The 20,568-nt window shown below is 59.1% G+C and carries 17 protein-coding genes and 1 tRNA gene; 10 read left to right on the top strand and 8 right to left on the bottom strand.

Features of this window, described 5'->3' with window-relative positions:
* Nucleotides 1-96: 96 nt before the first annotated feature.
* Both folK and folB read right to left on the bottom strand, forming a co-directional pair.
* Nucleotides 97-621, bottom strand: coding sequence for a 2-amino-4-hydroxy-6-hydroxymethyldihydropteridine diphosphokinase (gene folK / locus BT119_RS23300; protein WP_003351503.1), 525 nt, complete (start codon nucleotides 619-621; stop codon nucleotides 97-99).
* On the bottom strand, nucleotides 612-965 hold the full coding sequence (gene folB, locus BT119_RS23295) for a dihydroneopterin aldolase (RefSeq protein WP_003316242.1): 354 nt from the start codon (nucleotides 963-965) through the stop codon (nucleotides 612-614). Before folB ends, folK begins: the two co-directional genes overlap by 10 nt.
* 74 nt (nucleotides 966-1,039) lie before the next feature.
* Here folB and plsY point away from each other — a divergent pair, with 74 nt between their 5' ends.
* Entirely contained in the window at nucleotides 1,040-1,609 is a 570-nt protein-coding gene (plsY, locus tag BT119_RS23290; RefSeq protein ID WP_024663250.1) for a glycerol-3-phosphate 1-O-acyltransferase PlsY, read from the top strand.
* 23 nt (nucleotides 1,610-1,632) lie between these two features.
* On the opposite strand, the gene tsaD is transcribed toward plsY, so the two are convergent.
* The gene (gene tsaD, locus BT119_RS23285; RefSeq protein ID WP_003372796.1) at nucleotides 1,633-2,658 is read right to left on the bottom strand and encodes a tRNA (adenosine(37)-N6)-threonylcarbamoyltransferase complex transferase subunit TsaD; all 1,026 of its coding nucleotides are present in this window, start codon (nucleotides 2,656-2,658) and stop codon (nucleotides 1,633-1,635) included.
* Nucleotides 2,659-2,856: 198 nt separating this feature from the next.
* Between tsaD and rpsU the strand changes: the two genes are divergently transcribed.
* The 5 genes from rpsU (at nucleotide 2,857) to BT119_RS23260 (ending at nucleotide 10,273) form a co-directional block, all read left to right on the top strand.
* Nucleotides 2,857-3,072, top strand: coding sequence for a 30S ribosomal protein S21 (rpsU, locus tag BT119_RS23280; protein ID WP_002551877.1), 216 nt, complete (start codon nucleotides 2,857-2,859; stop codon nucleotides 3,070-3,072).
* 480 nt (nucleotides 3,073-3,552) lie between these two features.
* Nucleotides 3,553-5,508 carry a DNA primase gene (dnaG, locus tag BT119_RS23275; protein WP_072367003.1) on the top strand — a complete coding sequence of 652 codons (1,956 nt, stop codon included), beginning with the start codon at nucleotides 3,553-3,555 and terminating at the stop codon, nucleotides 5,506-5,508.
* Nucleotides 5,509-5,575: 67 nt separating this feature from the next.
* Nucleotides 5,576-7,426, top strand: coding sequence for an RNA polymerase sigma factor RpoD (gene rpoD / locus BT119_RS23270; RefSeq protein ID WP_003411788.1), 1,851 nt, complete (start codon nucleotides 5,576-5,578; stop codon nucleotides 7,424-7,426).
* Between the two features lie 268 nt (nucleotides 7,427-7,694).
* The gene (locus BT119_RS23265) at nucleotides 7,695-10,181 is read left to right on the top strand and encodes a sensor domain-containing protein (RefSeq protein ID WP_072367002.1); all 2,487 of its coding nucleotides are present in this window, start codon (nucleotides 7,695-7,697) and stop codon (nucleotides 10,179-10,181) included.
* A 15-nt stretch (nucleotides 10,182-10,196) separates the two neighbouring features.
* Nucleotides 10,197-10,273, top strand: a tRNA-Ile gene (locus BT119_RS23260).
* 211 nt (nucleotides 10,274-10,484) lie between these two features.
* Here BT119_RS23260 and msrA read toward each other — a convergent pair.
* Nucleotides 10,485-10,991: a peptide-methionine (S)-S-oxide reductase MsrA gene (gene msrA / locus BT119_RS23255; RefSeq protein ID WP_072367001.1), complete on the bottom strand. Its 507-nt coding sequence runs from the start codon at nucleotides 10,989-10,991 to the stop codon at nucleotides 10,485-10,487.
* 443 nt (nucleotides 10,992-11,434) lie between these two features.
* Between msrA and BT119_RS23250 the strand changes: the two genes are divergently transcribed.
* On the top strand, nucleotides 11,435-12,250 hold the full coding sequence (locus BT119_RS23250; RefSeq protein ID WP_072367000.1) for a formate/nitrite transporter family protein: 816 nt from the start codon (nucleotides 11,435-11,437) through the stop codon (nucleotides 12,248-12,250).
* Between the two features lie 176 nt (nucleotides 12,251-12,426).
* On the opposite strand, the gene BT119_RS23245 is transcribed toward BT119_RS23250, so the two are convergent.
* Both BT119_RS23245 and BT119_RS23240 read right to left on the bottom strand, forming a co-directional pair.
* Entirely contained in the window at nucleotides 12,427-13,002 is a 576-nt protein-coding gene (locus BT119_RS23245; RefSeq protein WP_003372373.1) for a LysE family translocator, read from the bottom strand.
* 49 nt (nucleotides 13,003-13,051) lie between these two features.
* Entirely contained in the window at nucleotides 13,052-13,888 is an 837-nt protein-coding gene (locus BT119_RS23240) for an AraC family transcriptional regulator (protein WP_072366999.1), read from the bottom strand.
* A 299-nt stretch (nucleotides 13,889-14,187) separates the two neighbouring features.
* Here BT119_RS23240 and BT119_RS23235 point away from each other — a divergent pair, with 299 nt between their 5' ends.
* From BT119_RS23235 to BT119_RS23225, 3 genes are read left to right on the top strand one after another with little or no spacing between them, the layout of a single operon-like run.
* Nucleotides 14,188-14,781 carry an Sbal_3080 family lipoprotein gene (locus tag BT119_RS23235; protein WP_072366998.1) on the top strand — a complete coding sequence of 198 codons (594 nt, stop codon included), beginning with the start codon at nucleotides 14,188-14,190 and terminating at the stop codon, nucleotides 14,779-14,781.
* A 54-nt stretch (nucleotides 14,782-14,835) separates the two neighbouring features.
* Entirely contained in the window at nucleotides 14,836-15,159 is a 324-nt protein-coding gene (locus tag BT119_RS23230; protein ID WP_072366997.1) for a type II toxin-antitoxin system RelE/ParE family toxin, read from the top strand.
* Nucleotides 15,152-15,643 carry an addiction module antidote protein gene (locus tag BT119_RS23225; RefSeq protein WP_054081702.1) on the top strand — a complete coding sequence of 164 codons (492 nt, stop codon included), beginning with the start codon at nucleotides 15,152-15,154 and terminating at the stop codon, nucleotides 15,641-15,643. The genes BT119_RS23230 and BT119_RS23225 overlap by 8 nt, the downstream gene beginning before the upstream one ends.
* 94 nt (nucleotides 15,644-15,737) lie before the next feature.
* Here BT119_RS23225 and BT119_RS23220 read toward each other — a convergent pair whose 3' ends face one another.
* On the bottom strand, nucleotides 15,738-16,370 hold the full coding sequence (locus BT119_RS23220) for a 4'-phosphopantetheinyl transferase family protein (RefSeq protein WP_072366996.1): 633 nt from the start codon (nucleotides 16,368-16,370) through the stop codon (nucleotides 15,738-15,740).
* Nucleotides 16,367-20,407, bottom strand: coding sequence for a Pls/PosA family non-ribosomal peptide synthetase (locus tag BT119_RS23215; RefSeq protein ID WP_072366995.1), 4,041 nt, complete (start codon nucleotides 20,405-20,407; stop codon nucleotides 16,367-16,369). Before BT119_RS23215 ends, BT119_RS23220 begins: the two co-directional genes overlap by 4 nt.
* Nucleotides 20,408-20,568: the final 161 nt, after the last annotated feature.

Below are 20,568 nucleotides of genomic sequence, written 5' to 3'. Positions count from 1 at the left end.
CCCACGCTCCGCGTGGTAGCGCAGCCCTGGACGCTCTGCGTCCGATCTTCAGCCTTGGCACGAGAAGCGTTAGAGCGGGAAGGCTCGGACACACGCTCAGCTACGCAGCAAATCCTCAGGCGTCAGTGCCAGCCCGCGCCACTCGAACGCCACCGGCCAAAGCTGCTGATCAATCTGCGCATCAGCCCAAAGTTTGCTGAAGGCAATCCCTACACCAGGATGCAGACGTTCAGGGGCGATCAACGCCAATGGGCGCAGCACGAAGGCATTCTTTAAGATTTCCGCCCTCGGCAGAATCAACCCGTCGAAATTACCGACCTGCTCGCCATACAGCAGCACATCGATATCCAGCGGCAACCCTTTGCGATCCGGGGCGTAGCGGCCATTGTCCGCTTCGATGAATTTCAGGCGTCGATCCAGTTCCATCAAGGGCAGATCGGTCAGCGCCGACACCACGAGGTTGAAGAACGGCCCGCTCTTGATACCCACGGCATGGCTCTCAAAAACCGGCGAACAGCTCAGGTCGGTCAGGAAGCCATCCAGCGCATCAAGCCCCGCTACCAAGTGGCGTTCGCGCTCGATGTTGCTCCCCAGGCCGAGGAAAATCCGCGTCAGCGACATCCGCGCTCGATCTCCACGCCCACACCGGCAGCGGCCGCTACAGCACCGGGCTTGGTCAGTTTCAGGCGCAGCCAGGGAATATTGAATTCACCCATCAGCACTTCAGCCAGTCGCTCGGCGAAGGTCTCCACCAGCTGGAACTGTGCCTGCTCGGCGAACGCCTGAATACGGGTCGAAACACTGGCGTAGTCGAGAGCCTTGCTCAGATCGTCCCCAGCAGCTGCGGGGCGATTGTCCCAGGCGAAGCTGAGGTCAAGACGCAGGCACTGACGAATGCCGCGCTCCCAGTCATAGGCGCCAATGACCGTATCGACCTCAAGGCCCTCGATGAAAACTCTGTCCAAGCACTACTCTCCACTGCACGACAAGGGCGCGATGCGCCGTTAGAATCAGGGCATCCTCGCCCGGAATGGTTCGCATGTTTTGGTTACTGGCCACCTTCGCCTACCTGCTTGGCTCGCTGTCCTTCGCCATTCTGCTCAGCCGCCTGAGCGGCAGGCCGGACCCGCGCGCCAGTGGCTCCGGCAATGCTGGCGCGACCAACATGCTGCGTCTGGCCGGAAAAAAACTCGCCATCCTGACCCTGTTCGGCGACCTCTGCAAAGGCCTGGTGCCGATCCTGATCGCCAGCGCCTGGAACATGGACACCGCACAGCAGGGCTGGATCGGCGTGTGTGCGGTGCTGGGCCATCTGTTCCCGTTGTACTTCCGCTTTCGCGGCGGCAAAGGCGTAGCGACCGCCGCCGGTGTGCTGCTGGGCCTGTATCCGCCTGCCGCCGCCCTGGCGATAGTCGCCTGGCTGCTGACGCTGTACTTGACCCGCACCAGCTCGCTCGCAGCCCTGATCGCCACACCCCTGACCCTGCCGTTGCTGGCGTGGCAGGAGCCTCATGCGTTGCTGCCGATGAGCGTGTTGACCCTGCTCATCGTCTGGCGCCATCGCGGCAATCTACGCGACCTGCTCGCCGGGCGCGAACGACATTTCTGAGGCGCAACCCGCCTCGCCTGCCGTCACAGCCCCGACAACTGCTCCATGGGCCAGCGCGCCTGCACGCTGATGCTCAAATCTTCCTTCTGTCCGGCCTGCAAACGCTGACAACCGGCAAACGCAATCATGGCGCCGTTATCGGTACAAAACTCGGGCCGTGCGTAATAGACATGCCCGCGCAAGTCGCCAAGCATGCTTTCCAGCGAGGCGCGCAGTGCCTTGTTGGCGCTCACGCCACCGGCAATCACCAGGCTCTTGAGGCCGGTCTGCTTGAGCGCGCGCTTGCACTTGATGGTCAAAGTCTCCACTACCGCCTGCTGGAAGGCCAGAGCGATGTCGCAGCGGGTTTGCTCACTGTCGTCTCCAGCGTTCCGGCATTGCTGCCAGGTATTGAGCGCTGAGGTTTTCAGGCCGCTGAAGCTGAATTCCAGCCCGGGCCGATCAGTCATCGGCCGAGGGAAGACAAAGCGCCCTGCCACGCCCTGCATGGCCGCCTTTGAAATCTCCGGGCCGCCGGGGTACTGCATGCCCATCATCTTCGCGGTCTTGTCGAAGGCCTCGCCTGCGGCATCATCCAGGGTCTCGCCCAGCAGCTCGTACTGACCGATGCCGTCGACGCGCACCAGCTGCGTATGACCGCCGGACACCAGCAAGGCGACGAACGGGAACTGTGGCGGATTTTCTTCCAGCATCGGCGCCAGCAGATGACCTTCCATGTGATGCACGCCCAGCGCCGGGATATCCCAGGCGAATGCCAGCGCCTGAGCGCACGAAGCGCCGACCAGCAAGGCGCCGACCAACCCAGGGCCGGCCGTGTAGGCAATGGCATCGATATCCGTGGCCACGCAGTCCGCCTCGGCCAGTGTCTGGCGAATCAGGGGCAGCATGCGCTTGACGTGATCGCGTGAAGCCAGCTCCGGCACCACACCGCCATAGGCACGATGCAGGTCGATCTGGCTGAATAATGCGTCCGCAAGCAAACCGCGTTCGCTGTCGTACAATGCGACGCCGGTTTCGTCGCAGGAGGTTTCTAATCCCAGTACTAGCATGGGGTTGCGCCTTGTAGGGGGCAGATTTGAAGGCGCGCATAATAGTCGCCGACCGAGGTGCCGACCAGCGGTTTTCGATCAGAGGCTTTGCATTCCTCTCAATGAGGGGTTAACATCCGCAACCCTTAAAAACCGACGTACTTTTGTGCAGTGTTTGCACTGAGCGTTGACCCCGGTAATGAATGAAGGTAGCTCTGGATGCCAGCCGTCAAAGTTAAAGAGAACGAACCCTTCGACGTAGCTCTGCGTCGTTTCAAGCGCTCCTGCGAAAAAGCCGGTGTTCTGGCTGAAGTTCGTAGCCGCGAATTTTACGAGAAGCCGACTTCGGAGCGTAAGCGCAAGGCAGCAGCTGCTGTCAAACGCCACGCCAAGAAAGTCCAGCGCGAACAGCGCCGCGCCGTTCGTCTGTATTAATTTACAGACCTTCGTCGCAAGCTTCTGCCTTGCCCGGCCAACCAGCCGGGCTGTCGGCAGTTACAGCTTCGCTGTTTTGCGTTCGCTTTATTGATTGATCCTGTCCAGGCCGCCGATGCGACTCGGATATGTCAGTCAAGCACGTCCAGCCTGTTCACAGGCTACATCGGTCATGCCCACTCGGGCAGCACATCGACCGATGACCAGACGAGTATGCCTTGATGACTTCGCAAGAAGCTCAGCCAAGGCAGCGTCTTCCGTGCCTTCAGGCTCTGACCACTTCTCGTGGACAACGAAGCTTGCGGCCTTTCTGATCCACTCGCGGGATCAAGCTTTATCCCTTTCAGGCCAACACCGTCCTTCGAATACAAAGACGTGCCCGTTTATTGCCAACGTCTTCAAAAAGACGGCTGACAGGCTGACGGAACGCTCGTAGAGTCATCCGATACTTTTGCACCACGCTTGAATGATGAGAACGCCATGGCCGGGCTGATTCCCCAGAGCTTTATCGACGACCTTCTGAACCGCACCGATATAGTCGATGTTGTCAGCTCGCGCGTGCAGCTCAAGAAAGCCGGGAAGAATTACACCGCGTGCTGTCCGTTCCACAAAGAGAAAACACCGTCTTTCAGCGTCAGCCCGGACAAACAGTTCTATTACTGTTTCGGTTGCGGCGCAGGTGGCAACGCGCTCGGCTTCATCATGGACCACGACAACCTGGACTTCCCCCAGGCCGTCGAGGACCTGGCCAAGGCCGCCGGCATGGAAGTGCCTCGCGAACAGAGCTTAAAAGGCCAGAAGCCCCGGCAACCGACCGATTCCCCGCTCTACCCGCTGCTGACCGCCGCAGCCGAGTTCTACCGTCAGGCCCTGAAAAGCCACCCGTCACGCAAGGCTGCGGTGGATTACCTCAAGGGCCGCGGGCTGTCCGGCGAAATCGCCAGGGACTTTGGCCTGGGCTTCGCCCCTCCCGGCTGGGACAACCTGTACAAGCACCTGAGCAGCGACTCATTGCAGCAAAAGGTGATGATCGATGCCGGCCTGCTGATCGAGAACGCCGAAACCGGCAAACGCTACGACCGCTTCCGCGACCGGGTGATGTTTCCGATTCGAGATTCACGCGGGCGTGTCATTGCCTTTGGCGGCCGCGTACTGGGTGATGACAAACCCAAGTACCTGAACTCCCCGGAAACACCGGTTTTCCACAAGGGTCAGGAGCTGTACGGGCTGTTCGAGGCGCGCAAATTCAATCGCAACCTCGATGAAATCATCGTCGTCGAAGGCTACATGGACGTCATCGCCCTGGCCCAGCAAGGCTTGCGCAATGCCGTGGCCACGCTGGGTACTGCGACCAGCGAAGAGCACTTGAAGCGCCTGTTCAGGGTCGTGCCCAACGTGCTGTTCTGCTTCGACGGCGATCAGGCCGGGCGTAACGCTGCATGGCGGGCACTGGAAGCGACCCTGTCGAACCTGCAGGACGGACGCCGGGCGCGCTTTCTGTTTCTTCCCGAGGGCGAAGACCCGGACACACTGGTGCGCTCCGAGGGCACAGATGCGTTCAAGGCACGTATCAATCAGCACGCGCAGCCGCTGGCCGATTATTTTTTCGAGCAACTGACCAAAGAGTCCGACCCGCGCTCGCTGGAGGGCAAGGCGCACATGGCCACCCTCGCGGCGCCATTGATCGACAAGGTGCCCGGCGCGAACCTGCGTATTCTGATGCGTCAGCGCCTGACCGAAATTACCGGGCTGACCGGCGAGGCCGTCAGCCAGCTGGTGCAGAGCGCGCCGGCAGAGGCGCCACCGAGTTACGACCCGTATGTCGACTACGACGCCATGCCTGATTTTGCCGATTACCAGCCACAAGGCGGTTACGAGCCTCAACAGGAATGGACGCAGAAGAAAACCGGCGGTCCGAATCAAAAAAAATGGGACAACAAATCCTGGGGCAAAAAAGGCAAGCGCCAGGACTTCGAACCTCGAACGCCGCGTGTACCCACCGCCGTCGAGCCGCCCATGCAGGCCGCACTGAGAACCTTGCTGCATCACCCCGAATTGGCGGAAAAGGTCGAAAATGCCAGCCATTTCGCTGCAGAAGACCAATCCAACGCACAACTGCTGGTCGCTCTTATCGAGGCCAGGCAAAAGAATCCGAACCTTCGGTCGTTACAGTTGATAGCGCGATGGCACGGGACTGAGCAGGGTCGTTTGCTGCGCGCACTGGCAGAAAAGGAATGGCTGATTGAGGCCGACAACCTTGAACAACAGTTTTTCGACACTATAACTAGCTTATCCGCTCGCCAACGCGAGCGCAGTCTGGAACATCTGATCAGCAAGGCTCGGCAGACCGAGCTGAGCGCAGAAGAGAAAATTCAGCTTAGGGAACTGCTAAATCGCAATGTTCCCGCACAAACCCCGACCTCAACTGGCGCGTGAGGTCATAGCTCGGGTATAATCCTCGGCTTGTTTTTTGCCCGCCAAGACCTTCAGTGGATAGGGTGTTATGTCCGGAAAAGCGCAACAGCAATCTCGTATCAAAGAGTTGATCACCCTGGGTCGTGAGCAGAAGTATCTGACTTACGCAGAGGTCAACGACCACTTGCCCGAGGATATTTCAGATCCCGAGCAGGTGGAAGACATCATCCGCATGATCAACGACATGGGGATCCCGGTACACGAGAGTGCTCCGGATGCGGACGCCTTGATGCTGGCCGACGCCGATACCGACGAGGCAGCCGCAGAAGAAGCGGCTGCAGCGTTGGCAGCGGTCGAAACCGACATCGGGCGTACCACCGATCCTGTTCGTATGTACATGCGGGAAATGGGCACCGTTGAACTTCTGACCCGTGAAGGCGAAATCGAAATCGCCAAACGTATCGAAGAAGGCATCCGTGAAGTGATGGGCGCAATCGCGCACTTCCCAGGCACGGTTGACCACATTCTCTCCGAATACACACGCGTCACCAGTGAAGGCGGTCGCCTTTCCGATGTTCTGAGTGGCTATATCGACCCGGACGACGGCATTGCGCCGCCTGCCGAAGTCCCGCCGCCTGTCGACCCCAAGGCCGTCAAGGCCGAAGGTGCCGATGACGACGAGGAAGAGTCGGCAGACGCCAGCGACGAAGAAGACGAAGTCGAGAGCGGTCCTGATCCGGTCATCGCCCAGCAGCGCTTCGGTGCGGTTTCCGATCAAATGGAAATCACCCGCAAGGCCCTGAAGAAATTTGGTCGCGACGACAAGCACGCCATTGCCGAAATGGTTGCACTGGCCGAACTGTTCATGCCGATCAAGCTGGTTCCAAAACAGTTTGAAGGTCTGGTGGAGCGTGTACGCGGTGCCCTTGAGCGTCTTCGTGCCCAGGAACGCGCCATCATGCAGCTGTGTGTACGTGATGCACGTATGCCGCGCGCCGACTTCCTGCGCCAGTTCCCGGGCAACGAAGTTGACGAAAGCTGGACTGACGCACTGGCCAAGGGCAAGAGCAAATACGCCGAAGCCATCGGTCGCCTGCAGCCTGACATCCAGCGTTGCCAGCAGAAGCTGTCCGCACTGGAAGAAGAGACCGGCCTGAAAATCGCCGAGATCAAGGACATCAACCGTCGCATGTCGATCGGTGAGGCCAAGGCCCGCCGCGCGAAGAAAGAGATGGTTGAAGCGAACCTGCGTCTGGTGATCTCCATCGCCAAGAAGTACACCAACCGTGGCCTGCAATTCCTCGATCTGATCCAGGAAGGCAACATCGGCTTGATGAAGGCTGTGGACAAGTTCGAATACCGTCGTGGCTACAAGTTCTCGACCTATGCCACCTGGTGGATCCGTCAGGCGATCACTCGCTCGATTGCCGACCAGGCACGCACCATTCGTATTCCGGTGCACATGATCGAGACGATCAACAAACTCAACCGTATTTCCCGGCAGATGTTGCAGGAAATGGGTCGCGAACCGACCCCGGAAGAGCTGGGTGAACGCATGGAAATGCCTGAGGATAAAATCCGCAAGGTATTGAAGATCGCGAAAGAGCCGATCTCCATGGAAACCCCGATCGGTGACGACGAAGATTCGCACCTGGGTGACTTCATCGAAGACTCGACCATGCAGTCGCCAATCGATGTCGCCACTGTCGAAAGCCTGAAAGAAGCGACACGCGAAGTGCTGTCGGGCCTTACTGCCCGTGAAGCCAAGGTTCTGCGCATGCGTTTCGGCATCGATATGAATACCGACCACACCCTTGAAGAGGTTGGTAAGCAGTTCGACGTAACCCGCGAGCGGATTCGTCAGATCGAAGCCAAGGCACTGCGCAAGCTGCGTCACCCGACAAGAAGCGAGCACCTGCGCTCGTTCCTCGACGAGTAATCGCACCAGCGAGTCAACAAGACCCCCGGCATGCCGGGGGTTTTGCGTTTCCGGGCAGAAGAAAATTCAAACTTTGCAGGCCCAGTCGTCAATTGACCAAAACAAGAAGAGGTCAGACGTCAGTCTAATTGCAGCGCCTGACAAATTGACCTACAACTATGTATCACACCAGACAACAGCGCTCTTCAAATCAAGCCTTGGATCATTGAAGTTACAGGGTTACGCCACACCATCATCAGCGATAGTCAGACACGGACGTAAGCCGCATATGCGTGGAGTAATCAACAAAAGTGACCGGGAAGCGTCATGCCTGTCCGAAGGAAAATTCGCCTCGATCTTCGCTCAATGCCCGGATGCCATGCTTATCGTCAGCCTTGCTGACGGGCACATCATGGATGCCAACGAGGCGTTCGTAGAGCGAACAGGCATCCCCCTTGATGAAGTAATTGGTAAGACACCGACAGAACTGAATCTGTGGGCAGTGCCAGGCATCGGCCCAAAAGTCTTGCTGCAATTGCAGACCGGCGATATCCATAATCTGGAGATACCCTTTCGGCGCAAAAACGGCGAAACCTTTTCAGGGCTCATGTCTGCCCAACCGTTCGAGCATAGCCCGATACCTGCCGTGCTGGTGATAGTGCGTGACATCACCCAGCTCAAACAGGCCCGGCAACAATTGCAGCTTTCCGAAGAGAAGTTCGCCAAAGCCTTTCATGCGTCGCCTGACGGGATGGCGATTACCCGACAGCAGGACGGTATGCTGCTGGAGGTCAACGAAGGGTTCTGCCGCTTGACCGGGTATAGCGAAAAGTACTGCCTTGACCACTCGACATTCGACCTGGGCATCTGGGTTGACCTCAGCGAACGCTCAAGACTCATCGAGCAAATGAAACAACATGGTTTTGTCAGGGATCTGCGGGTCCGGATTCGTAACAGCAATGGCGATGTTCGACTGTGCGAGCTGTCATCTCAACCCGTCATCATTGCCGGTGAAGACTGTCTGCTGACGACTACCCGGGATATCACCGAAAGCAGGCAAATGCAGGAGAAACTCCATCTGGCGGCCACCGTTTTCGAGAGCACTGCCGAAGGAGTGCTCATCACCAATACCGACCAGACCATCAGCGCCGTCAACCGTGCATTCACGGAAATCACTGGCTACAGCGAAAGTGAAGCCATCGGCAAGACCCCTCGCCTGCTTGCCTCTGGCCAACACGACAGCGCGTTCTACGCCGCGATGTGGCACCAACTGGCGGCCGAGGGCCACTGGCAGGGTGAAATCAGCAACCGCCGCAAGAACGGCGAGCTTTACCCGAGCTGGCTGACCATCAGTGCCGTGCGCAACAAGGACAACCTCCTGACCCACTTCGTCGCCGTGTTCGCCGACATCTCCAGCCTCAAACACGCACAGGCGCGCCTCGACTATCAGGCCCATCATGATCCGCTCACTGGCCTGCCCAACCGGACACTGTTCGAGAACCGGCTTCAAGCCGCCCTGCTGCACAGCGAAGAATCCGGCAGCCTCGGCGCAGTCCTGTTCCTCGATCTGGATCGCTTCAAGCACATCAATGACAGCCTGGGCCACCCGGTCGGCGACCTGCTGCTGAAAGGCATCGCACACCGGCTCAAGGAAACCCTGCGCGACATCGACACCGTCGCACGCCTGGGCGGCGACGAGTTCATCGTTCTGCTACCCGGCCTGCTGCAAGCCAGTGACGCACAAGCCATCGCCAATAAATTACTGGCCTGCTTCAACACGCCCTTCGAGGCTGGCGAACATGAGCTCTACATCAGCCCCAGCATCGGCAGCTGCGTGTTCCCCACCGACGGCTCAGACGTAGCCACGCTGGTCAAAAATGCCGACGCGGCGATGTACCGCTCCAAGGCAAAAGGCCGCAACCGGGTCGAAAGCTATACCTGCGACCTCAGTGACCAGGCCAGCGAGCGCATCGCCCTCGAGCAGGAGCTGAGAAGAGCCCTGGAGCGCAATCAACTGACGTTGGCCTACCAGCCCAAAATCAACCTGACGACCCACACACTGGCAGGCGCAGAAGCCCTGATCCGCTGGAACCACCCGACCTTTGGCGATGTGCCGCCCGAGCACTTCATTCCCCTGGCGGAAGAAAACGGCATGATCCTGCAGATCGGCGACTGGGTGCTGGAGCAGGCCTGCCGCCAGATGGGTGTATGGCGCAAGGCCTGCCAGCCGTTCGGCCCGTTGTCGGTGAACCTGGCAGGCGCGCAACTGCGCCAGACCAACCTGCTCGAACGCATCGAACAACTGCTCACGGACAACGGCCTCGAACCCGGCTGCCTGCAACTGGAAATCACCGAAAACTTCATCATGAGCCAGACCCAGGAAGCGCTGGCCGTGCTGCACCAATTGAAAACACTCGGCGTGCAACTGGCAATCGACGACTTCGGCACCGGCTACTCCTCACTGAGCTACCTCAAACGCCTGCCACTGGACATCCTCAAGATCGACCAGTCCTTCGTCCGCGGCCTGCCGGAAGACACCCACGACGCCGCCATCGTCCGCGCCATCATTGCCCTGGGGCGCAGCCTGCAACTGACCGTGATCGCCGAGGGCGTGGAGAACAGCGAACAGCAGCAATTTCTGACCAGCGAAGGCTGCGAACAGATCCAGGGCTACATTGTCAGCCTGCCCCTCGACGCCGAAGAATTCCGCGAGCGATTTCTTCTTATGAATCTTTCGGACTTTTCGGATAGCACAGCCGCGAAACCGCCGTTATAATCCGCGACCTACTGAGGGCCCATAGCTCAGTTGGTTAGAGCAGAGGACTCATAATCCTTTGGTCCACGGTTCGAGTCCGTGTGGGCCCACCATACTCAAAGCCGCGCATTGCGCGGCTTTTGTGTTTCTGGTGAGGTCCTCTCAGATGCAGCCTTGTAGTGGTCTAGTAATTCCAGACACTCATTCAGGCGAGAATATCGCCAGATAGAAGTGTCTGATTACCACTACAGTTGCCTGCATGACAGGGGCAGGCCAGCTTTTGCGCTCTCCCCCTATCGCGGCCTTTCCCGATGCAATTCAGGTTCAAGCCCGCTTGGGCAACTTCCAGTTTGGCCGGATGAAGTGGCAGGTATAACCGTTCGGTATCCGCTCCAGATAATCCTGATGCTCCGGCTCCGCCTCCCAGAACTCGCTGGCGGGCTCGATTTGCGTGACCACACGCCCCGGCCACAGCTTGGAGGCGTCCACGTCCGCCGCGGTATCTTCGGCAATATCCCTTTGCTGTTCGCTCAGGTAGTAAATCGCCGAACGATAGCTTGGCCCAAGATCATTGCTCTGCCGGTTAGGGGTGCTCGGGTCATGGATCTGGAAAAAGAACTCAAGAATCTGCCGGTAGCTGATCACCGCCGGGTCAAACACGATCTCAATCGCTTCGGCATGATTGCCGTGGTTGCGGTAGGTGGCGTTCGGTACGTCACCACCGGTGTAGCCGACTCGCGTATGCAGCACGCCGGGGTAGCGTCGCAATAAATCTTGCATGCCCCAGAAGCAGCCGCCGGCAAGGATGGCGGTTTCGGTTGGGTTGGTCATGGTCTGTCCTTGCGGTTTATGGAGACAGGGATAGTTATGGGGTGATGCCGGGCAATACCAAGCCGGATGAAGTAAAAAACAGGATCGTGTTGCGAAACGAGTAAACGTCTTACAGAAGCCTTGGCGCCTTGTTCCGTTGCCTACCGTTGCGTCAGAATCCGCTGGCTTGAGCGCTTGAGTCAGCGTTTCCAAGATGGCTCGGTCGCTGACAACTCAGTGATCGGGTTTAGTTGACCCACTACAAACATGCCGACCAAACCACTATAAGCCCACTCCCCCCACAGTATCCTCCCCAGTCATCGACCCTCTCAATCACCCGATCAAAACATCCGATTAGCCATCTCCCGAAACATTCCGTAACGTTGTTTCCCGGTGCGACAGATGCGCGCACCGCTTGAGCTTTTAATCCCCCCGCTCAGCCCACGACCACGCACGAGCCCACCATGTCTTTGAACACCCCGCAGCAAATCGCTGAAATTGCCGTCGAAAGCGGCGTCAAGAAGGCCCACCTGAGCCTGCCGTCGTTGATGATCCTGGGCTTTCTGGCAGGGGCTTTCATTGCCCTCGGGTTTCTTCTCGACATTCATGTCAGCACCATGATCCCTCACGAGTGGGCGTCGCTGGGCAATCTGCTGGGCGCTGTGGTGTTTCCGGTCGGGCTGATTCTGGTGGTGCTGGCCGGTGGCGAGTTGCTGACCGGCAACATGATGAGCCTGCCCATGGCGCTGTTCGCCGGGCGTATCGGTCTGGGTCAGTTGGTGCGCAACTGGGTACTGGTGACGCTGGCCAACCTGATCGGCGCGCTGTTCGTCGCCTATTGTTTCGGCCATGTGGTGGGGCTGACTGAAGGCGCCTTCATGGCCAAGACCGTGGCCATCGCCAATGCCAAGGTGGGGGCCAGCTTTGAACAGGCGTTCATCTCCGGCATTGGCTGCAATTGGCTGGTGTGCCTGGCGGTGTGGCTCAGCTACGCGAGCAAGGACGTGATCGGTAAAGTAGTCGGCATGTGGTTTCCGGTGATGGCATTCGTCGCGATCGGCTTTCAGCACATCGTCGCCAATATGTTCGTCATTCCTGCAGCGATCTTTGCCGGCGCCTTGAGCTGGGCGCAGTTCGGCGACAACTTCGTCCCGGTATTTTTGGGTAACGCGGTGGGCGGCGCGGTGTTCGTCGGCCTGGCCTATCACTTGGCTTTCTTCAATGCGGCAACACGACCTGCTGAGCTGTCCAGGACCAGCGGCGCGCAAGCTCCGGAATAATCTGACGCCATATAAGCTCTGCGGTGAAAAGAGATGACGACCGCAGAGCAAACCAGCAAGTTGAAGAGCAAAACTCACGTCACAAGCAAATAGTCGAGTTGCTCGACAAGAGCAGCCTTTGATTTGAAATGAAGCCGACTCCTCGCGTGCCTGCTGCCAACCCATGCCGCACACGTTCAGACACTGTCCATAAAACCGATCCACGCCGCCAGCAGCAATAAAACCGCCAGCACTCGATTCATCCACTGCACTCGCCAAGGCGATGTGAGCCAGCGGGTCGAGCCTGCGCCCATCAGCGCCCAGCTGCCGAGGCAGGGCAAGGAAATCAGAAAGAACACCAGCGCCAGGTAAGACACCGGGTTGCGCTGGCTGAATACACTGACCACCGCCAGCGCCATGACCCAGGTCTTGGGATTTACTATTTGCAGTGCTGCGCCACCGATAAAGCCCATCGGCAGGCTGTTTTGCCGCTCGATTGAGTCGGTCGGGCTGGCACCTATCTTCCAGGCCAGCCAGGTCAGCCACAGCACGCCGACCCATGCCATGACGCGCTGAGCATTGGGGATCGCGAGCAGTGAGTGGCCGACACCCATGCCGACGAGCAACACCAACAGTGCAGCGCCGGTGCAGGCTCCCAGAATCAACGGTACAACGGCGCGCCAGCCGAAGCGGGCACTGTTGCTTAATACCAGGATGTTGGTGGGGCCGGGGGTGATCGAGGCGACGAAGGCGAACAGTATGAAAGGCAGCATGATCGGCAATCCAGGGCTGAAAAAGCCCATGCTGCGACATACCACGGGATCAGTCTGGAAGGTTTGAGCAGCGCAAGCGATAGGCCGCCGGGCTCAGTCCGTAGGCGCGCATGAACCAGCGGCCCAGATGGCTTTGGTCAGCGAAGCCCAGATCGCTGGCCACCTGAGCGGGCCAGATTCCGGCTGCCAGCATTCGACGAGCCTTGGCCAGGCGCAGCTGTACCAGATATGCATGAGGCGGCAGGCTGAAGGCGGCCTTGAACGCCCGCGTCAGGCGAAAGCGGTCAACGCCACAAACAGCTGCCAACTCGTTCATGCCCACGTCCTGATGCAGATGCGCGTGCAGATAATCCCTCGCCCGCAAGGCCACTTGCGGCAAGCGCGGATCGGGATCGGTCATGCGTCGCCATTGCACCCGATCAATGAGCTGAGCCAGTAATTCATCCAACGCGCTTTGACGAACGATGCGTAGTTCTTTTTGATGCAGCGCCGTGAAAGCGAACGTGACCGCGTGAGCCAGCCGTGATTCGGTTTGCAGGGTGTTGGCGAAAGAAGGCAGATGCTGGTCGGGAGCCTGTTCGAACAACCCACTGAGCTCCCGGCTCAGCCAATGCGGGTCCAGGTACAGCATCTGATAAGTGAACCCTTCGGCGCACGGGGCATTGCCATCATGAATTTCCCCCGGCTCCAATGTGAACACCTGCCCGGGCGTGCTGGCATGGCGCTGACGGCGGCAATTGAACTGCTGCACACCTTGCCGGGTAACGCCCACCAGATAGCTGTCATGCCAATGGGGATCATAAGCATGCCCCTGAAAGTGCGCGTGCAGCGTCTCGATACCTGTATCAAGGTCGCGAGCGAGGTCTATCCAGTGTGTGGAAGGCATAAAACACCAGAATCGATGAAAGCGATTGGTTATCGCTGACGTCAAAAGGTGAGTCTAGAACATTCGTGCATTCATCTTCCTGGTCCGACTTTCCTTGAAGGTGCATGGGATGCTGGTGATACGGTCGGGGCGGACACAATGAGTTCGCCAAACACTCGCAACGCTCGGTAGAGCCTTAAAGACTCAAGGCCGCGGCGAACCGTCAATAAAAGCGCAAATCGACCTCTCCATAGTCGGGACGAGTGAACTTACACGAGCCGTGATACCTTCGCCGCCCAACTCATGACAAGGAGGTCGCCATGCGCACCCTTTACACCCCCCTGATTCTGGCATCAGCAGTATTTGCGTCTGGTTGCACCATCAAGCAAACAGTGACTCCCGTCGAGCTGTCTCCGGACCTGGCGCCGGAAATCTGCATGATTCCCGCCGATGGCCTGCGCGAGGGGTTCAATACAACCTACGTAAGATTGCTGACCGAGAAAGGCTTCCATACACGACAAATCCCGCCGGGCAGCAGCCCATCCAGTTGCCCTTTGACAACGACTTATATCGGGACCTGGAGCTGGGATATGGCGATCTACATGAGTTACGCCGATATTCGCGTTTATCAATTTGGTCAGCAGGTCGGTCAGGCTGAGTATGATTCACGCTGGGGTGGCGGTCGCGTAATCGATAAATTTATCGATGCCGAGAAAAAGATAACCGAAATGACTAATCAGTTATTTCCAAAGGGCGCGGCCGGACTGAAGGGAGCCAAAGGTTCGAACTCTGTTGCCGGCAGATCGCCGCTGACAAAAGAGGCTTACCAGCAGCAACAGCTTGATCTGCTCAAAGAGCAGGCACTCCCCTATGCTGACTATCAAAAGCGCTATAACCAGATCATGGCTGAGTAAGACCTTATGTCAGCCCACTCGACAAACTGTAGCCAATAGGCCACACTCAAAGCTATGACGAATACCACCGAGTACACCATAAGCACCACGTCTCAGTTCGATGACTGGCTTGACGGTGTGAAAGATGCAAAAGGCAAGGCTGCTGTATTGGTCCGTTTGGATCGAGCCAAAGCAGGCAACTTTGGTGACTCTGAACCAGTGGGCGAAGGCGTAAGCGAAATGCGGGTTTTTGTAGGCCCAGGGTATCGTGTTTACTACGTACGCTCGGGTCAAGCCGAATACCTTATGCTTTCGGGTAGTGACAAAACCGACCAAAGACGCGGTATCAAGGAGGCGAAAGCGATTCTTGATGCCATGAGGGTAAGATCAAATGACTGAAATCAAATCAACTCCAGAGGAGATGCCTATCCTCAACCTCAACACATCCGGTACCAGCCGCTATGAAGCCTCCCGCTTTCTCGACAATCCGGAAACGATCAGTGCTTACCTTGCTGAAAGCATGAAGGCAAAAGATCCTGAATTACTCATGAAGGCTTTGTCCGAGGTAGCGAAAGCGCAAGGAGTGAACAAGGTTGCCCGAGATGCCGGGGTTAATCGGGAAAGCCTTTATAAATCGCTTAAGGGCGGCGCGAAGACTCGCTATGACACCATTAGAAAGCTGATGGAGGCCGTTGGAGTAGAGCTAACCGTGCAGCCAATTGCGACGAATTCTGTTGATAGCGGGTCAAGTAAGCAACCGCGGCAAGCAGCAAAAGTAGCCTCGGCCAAGGCTGCTGCAAAGCCTAAGCTCGTCAGAGAGGGCACCATAGGCAAGGCCAATAAAGGCCAGCGCGCAGCGAAAAGCACTGTAGCCAGCGCGTGAGCTGTCCAGGCATGGCTTCCGGATGCGGAAGCCAGCAGTCAAATCGATGGTGTTACTAATACGTGTGGCGTGTAGCGACGACCTGCTGGAAATCTTACTGATGTTTTTGCTTGAAGAGCGGCACGCACGCATCAGCACATAGCGCTCCCAAAGCCACCACTCCAACCATCCCCTCCGCCAATTCAACCTCAACCCCCACACCCTGCAACCCTCCCTGTGCTGTCCATTCATCGAGCGCCAATCCATGCAACTTCAAAAACGCTTCGCGCCTGCACCATGCCTTGGCAAAGGCAATCGGGCGAATCGACTCGGGCATGCCTGACAGACGGGTAGCAACCTCAGCCCCCAGATAGTCCTGCGCGACAGCGTGCCAGTCCGGCACCGCCTGAACCTGCATCAAGTCCACGCCCACTGCGCCGTGGAGATTGATGGCAGCCAGTGAGCATCCGGCTTCGTGGCTGATGGAAAACCCGGGCTCCGACAGCCCGTCGATAAGCAATCGCGGCGCGACACCTGGGGCGCTGATGAACGTGATCGCCCCGGATGGCAATTCGAGCCACTGCTCCAAGGCGATACGCACGCAAGCCCGAATGCGGTTTCTGGCTTCATCCCTTGAACAGCCCGGTCTGGTGACGCAGCTGACCAGCAATACATTCTGCCAAGGGAAAGGCTTTGGCGGGGCGAGCCGGCCATCTTCATCGAATACCCAGCTCGCCCCGCACTTCATGCCCTGTCCGGTGACGCGGGGCAACCGGCCCATCGGCTGGCGGCAGGGATATGCTCGCCCTTCATCACCAGGGTCAGTGCGCCAAGGTGCGCATCGTTGCCGACGACAGCGCTATACAGCACGGCGCTGCGTGGCCCCATGTACACACGCTCGCCGATGCTGACGTGATCAATCTTCATGATTCGGTCTTCGAACAGGTGGGTCTGCGGGCAGGCGCCGGCATTCAGTTCGCTGTCTGCGCCGATGCTGACGCAGTCGAATTCGGTGATGTCGGTGGTGTCCATGTAAACCCCGCGACCAATCCTGCAGCCGAGCACATTGAACGCCAGTGGCAACCACGGTGTGCCGCGCAGGTAGCGCATGAAGTTCGGTGCGGCCATGCCTTCGTACAGACTGGTGATGCCCTCCGACAGCCATACGAAGGGCGTCCACATCGGGTCAGCGCGTTTGCGATAGCGGCCCATCACCAGCCATTTCAGGGCCGCGATCAGCAGAAAGTTACCCACGCTGTACGCCACGCCGATCACTGCAAGGTAGGCCAGCACCGCTCCCCAGCGCTCGTCGTCGGCGAGTGGCATCAGGTCAAGCATGACCGTGTAGCCAACGGCGATCACTACCGCGTGCGGGGTGACAATGCGCACGCCTTCGACCAGTCCTCGTGCCAGGCGGCGCAGCGGTGAAGGCTTGAAGGTCAGTGATTCGGGAGCGCCACTGACCTGCTCGCGGGCAGGCAGGTGGATCGGTGGTGAGCCCAGCCAGGTGTCGCCGTCGACGATTTTGCTATTGTGCGGCGCGCAGGAATGGACGCCGATCAGGACGTTTTCCGGCAGTACCGTGCCGTCCGCGATGTACCCGCCGTTGCCGACAAAGCTGCGATGCGACACGACCGTGGGTTGCATGGTCATCCAGCCGCCGTCGATACGCTCATCACCGAGCATCACCGCATCCGCGATAAAGGTTTCATCGCCCAGGGTCAGCATGTCCGGGATGACGCCCTGTGCGCTGGAAATCTCGGCGTCGCGCCCTACTTTCGCGCCCAGCAGTCGATACCAGAAGGGCGAATACACCGTGGCGTAGATGCCGGACAGCACGTTGAGGCTCGCTTCCTGAATCTGGCTGATCAGCCACTTGGCGCAGTAGGTATTGCTGTGCACCTCATAACGGCCCGGCTTGAGGCGTGGGAAGACGACCCAGCGCAATGCCGCAGACGCCAGAACAGTCGCGACAATCAGCACCGCACTGGCCGGGAACGCGAGCAGGAAATAGCGCGCCAGTTGTCCCAATGGTCCACTGCCCTCGAACCATGGCAAGACGTTCTGCGTGTCGAACCAGTCGATCAGGAAAAAGGTCGGGAAGACCGGGATGAAGAACAGCGTCGCGACCAGCAGAACGCCGAACACGAAGAACAGCTTTTCTGCCCGCAAACGCGCCGGGCTGGTCACAGGCCGCGCAGGTTGGCCGAGCGTATCGAACGCGCCGACATCACGCGCTGGCGAGCCTTGCCAGATGCGCCCAGCCGGAACTTCCCGACCATCGGCCATGGCCGATTGGGCCTCCAGATGCCCCCACGGGCCTACAGCCGTATTGCCTTCCATGATCACGTAAGAGCCGACACAGGCATTGTCCTGCAAGGCGATAAGGCCCAGATGCAACTGGCCCCGCTCGACGCGCGCATTTTCGAAGCTGACACCGTTGCCGACGCTGACCCCGTCGCCGATTTCCAGCAGGTCATGCGCCCGTACTGTAGCGCCGCCAATAATCACGTCCTGCCCGATCTTCGCGCCCAGTGCGCGCAGCCACAGGGGATAAAGTGAGGAGCCGCTCAGCAGATAAGTCGGCGCCGACTCGACCATGCGGTCTGCGGCCCACCAGCGAAAATAGGTAACGCCCCACAGCGGATAGATCCCAGGCTTCAGGCGGCCGACGATCAGCCACTTGGCTGCCAGCGCGATGAAAAACTGCAGAACGGTAGCAATCAGGAATACCGAGATCGACGCCAGCGTCGCCAATGCGACAGAGTCGTCGGGCGAGCCGGTGAGCAGGTGATAGGTAAAGAACGGTGCGAGCCACTGGGTCATGCGCAGGCTGACCATGACCGGCAATGCCAGCGCCTGGGCCACGCCGCAGCGCCAGCGACGCCAGGCTGACGGAGGCGTCCAGTCCACCGGCGCATCCACCTCTTGTGGCGCCTGATCCAGCACTTCAGCAATCGCGCCGACACGCCGACGCTGGTAAATGTCGCGCACCGTGACTTGAGCGAAGCGCGGGTTGGCCCGCAGCGCCGAGGCCAAACGCGCGGCAAAGAAGGAATGCCCGCCCAGATCGGTGAAAAAGTCCGCATCGCGGCGGATCGGCATGCCGGGGAACAGTGTGCTCAGCGCGGCAAACAGTGCAATCTCACCTTCGGTTTGCGCCACATCGGACTCTGCGCTGGCGGCCTTGGCATCCACCGTCAACGGCCGGGCCTTGAGCGTTTTGCGATCGATTTTGCCGGACGTGAGGCGCGGCATGCTGTCGAGCAGTTCGAAGTGTCCCGGGACCATGTACGGCGGCAACTGCGCCTGCAGGGTTTTGCGCAACTGACTCGTGAATGCGGAAGGTGTCGAGGTGTCGCTCACCAGATAGGCAATCAGCTGATCAACGCCCGCCTCGTTGCGCAACAGGACGGCAACGGTGCCCACGCCAGGCTGTTGCGCCAACAGCGATTCAATCTCGCCCAGTTCGACGCGAAAGCCGCGAATTTTTACCTGATCGTCGGCCCGCCCGAGGCACTGCACCTGCCCTTCGTCGTCGATCCGGGCAAGGTCGCCGGTTCGATACAGGCGCGCATCGTGATAGCCGGTGGACCATGGGTTCGGCAGGAATTTTTCCTGGGTCAGGTCCGGCCGGCCAAGATACCCCTCGGCCAGGCCGGGGCCGATGATGCACAGCTCGCCGACTTCGCCACGCGGCAGCAGGCTGGGCGCCAGGGTGCTCCCAACCGCAGGGTCATTGGCGATGACCAACAGCCCGTAATTGGGTAACGGTGTGCCAATCGACACCGGGCGACCGCGCGACAGACGCGCCAGGCTGGCCGACACGGTGGCTTCGGTAGGGCCGTAGGTGTTGAACATCTGCCGGGTCGGCGTGGCCCAGCGATCGACCAGCGATTCAGGGCACATCTCGCCGCCCAGATTGATCAGGCGCAGGCCGGGAACGTCTTCGCTGAACAGCGCCAGCAAAGTGGGCACCGCATGCAAGACGCTGATGCGCTGCTCGTTCAGCAGGCGCGGCAGGGTTTCGGGGTCACCGCTGGTTTCCTTCGGGCCTATCCACAGCGTCGCGCCCACCAGATAGGCGATCCAGATTTCTTCGAAGGACATGTCGAAGGCCACGGAAAAGCCCTGGTAAACCCGGTCGCTGGCACGAATGCCAAGTATCGCGTTCTCGCTGCGCAGAAAATGGCAGATGCTGCGCTGGGAAATCAGAATGCCCTTGGGCTTGCCCGTGGAGCCGGAGGTGTAAATCACATAGGCAGGATGGTCGGGAAGCACTCCACTGCGACGCACCAACGCTGCGTCGGTCGGCGCCAGCAGGTGTTCGGCAGTCCACACCTTCAAACCGGTATCGGCCAGCACCGGCATCAACGCATCGCAGGACACCAGCCCGACTGCGCTGGCGTCGTCCAGGCAAACCTGCAGACGCTCTACCGGCGTGTCCTGATCCAGAGGCAGCCACGCGGCGCCCGCCTTGGCAATACCGGCCTGCATGACCAGCAGCTCGATGCCGCGCGGCAGCCACAGACCGACAATGTGCCCCGGCCGAACACCCGCACCGATCAGCGCAGACGCCACCTGATCGGCCTGCCGGTCCAGATCGCCATAACTGATCTGATGCTCGCCGAAGATCAGTGCCACTTGCTGCGGGTTGCGCCGGGCACTGGCTTCCAGCAAATCGGCCAGCACCTCCTCACGTAGCAGCTCAGGTTGGATTGGACCGTAAATCACGTCCAGCGATTGTTCGTTCTGGCCTAGCGTCGACAGGTTCAGGTTATTCATGGCAGCAGGTATTAGCTCGTCTGAAGGAGGTGCCTGAGATTTTCTGGTTATGAGCCGGTCCGTCAGCGATTGGCGCGAATTCTGTGGTCGTTGCGTGTCCGGAATATGTCCGTTTTGATACATTTTGGCTGGAGCACTGCAGCTCTCACCGGGGCAAGAGA

The sequence above is a fragment of the Pseudomonas sp. NFACC10-1 genome (assembly GCF_900119195.1).
Taxonomy (GTDB): domain Bacteria; phylum Pseudomonadota; class Gammaproteobacteria; order Pseudomonadales; family Pseudomonadaceae; genus Aquipseudomonas; species Aquipseudomonas cerasi.
Note: the sequence above shows the minus strand (reverse complement) of the source record. Positions and strands in the feature narration are given on the sequence as shown.

Bases quoted from the DNA above. Each gene is read 5' to 3' on its own strand.
- msrA (WP_072367001.1), bottom strand. From the start codon at position 10,991: ATGACCAACCCAACCGAAACCGCCATCCTTGCCGGCGGCTGCTTCTGG.
- BT119_RS23215 (WP_072366995.1), bottom strand. From the start codon at position 20,407: ATGAATAACCTGAACCTGTCGACGCTAGGCCAGAACGAACAATCGCTG.
- dnaG (WP_072367003.1), top strand. From the start codon at position 3,553: ATGGCCGGGCTGATTCCCCAGAGCTTTATCGACGACCTTCTGAACCGC.
- rpoD (WP_003411788.1), top strand. From the start codon at position 5,576: ATGTCCGGAAAAGCGCAACAGCAATCTCGTATCAAAGAGTTGATCACC.
- plsY (WP_024663250.1), top strand. From the start codon at position 1,040: ATGTTTTGGTTACTGGCCACCTTCGCCTACCTGCTTGGCTCGCTGTCC.
- BT119_RS23245 (WP_003372373.1), bottom strand. From the start codon at position 13,002: ATGCTGCCTTTCATACTGTTCGCCTTCGTCGCCTCGATCACCCCCGGC.
- folK (WP_003351503.1), bottom strand. From the start codon at position 621: ATGTCGCTGACGCGGATTTTCCTCGGCCTGGGGAGCAACATCGAGCGC.
- BT119_RS23225 (WP_054081702.1), top strand. From the start codon at position 15,152: ATGACTGAAATCAAATCAACTCCAGAGGAGATGCCTATCCTCAACCTC.
- BT119_RS23265 (WP_072367002.1), top strand. From the start codon at position 7,695: ATGCGTGGAGTAATCAACAAAAGTGACCGGGAAGCGTCATGCCTGTCC.
- BT119_RS23250 (WP_072367000.1), top strand. From the start codon at position 11,435: ATGTCTTTGAACACCCCGCAGCAAATCGCTGAAATTGCCGTCGAAAGC.
- BT119_RS23235 (WP_072366998.1), top strand. From the start codon at position 14,188: ATGCGCACCCTTTACACCCCCCTGATTCTGGCATCAGCAGTATTTGCG.
- tsaD (WP_003372796.1), bottom strand. From the start codon at position 2,658: ATGCTAGTACTGGGATTAGAAACCTCCTGCGACGAAACCGGCGTCGCA.
- BT119_RS23220 (WP_072366996.1), bottom strand. From the start codon at position 16,370: ATGAAGTGCGGGGCGAGCTGGGTATTCGATGAAGATGGCCGGCTCGCC.
- BT119_RS23230 (WP_072366997.1), top strand. From the start codon at position 14,836: ATGACGAATACCACCGAGTACACCATAAGCACCACGTCTCAGTTCGAT.
- BT119_RS23240 (WP_072366999.1), bottom strand. From the start codon at position 13,888: ATGCCTTCCACACACTGGATAGACCTCGCTCGCGACCTTGATACAGGT.
- rpsU (WP_002551877.1), top strand. From the start codon at position 2,857: ATGCCAGCCGTCAAAGTTAAAGAGAACGAACCCTTCGACGTAGCTCTG.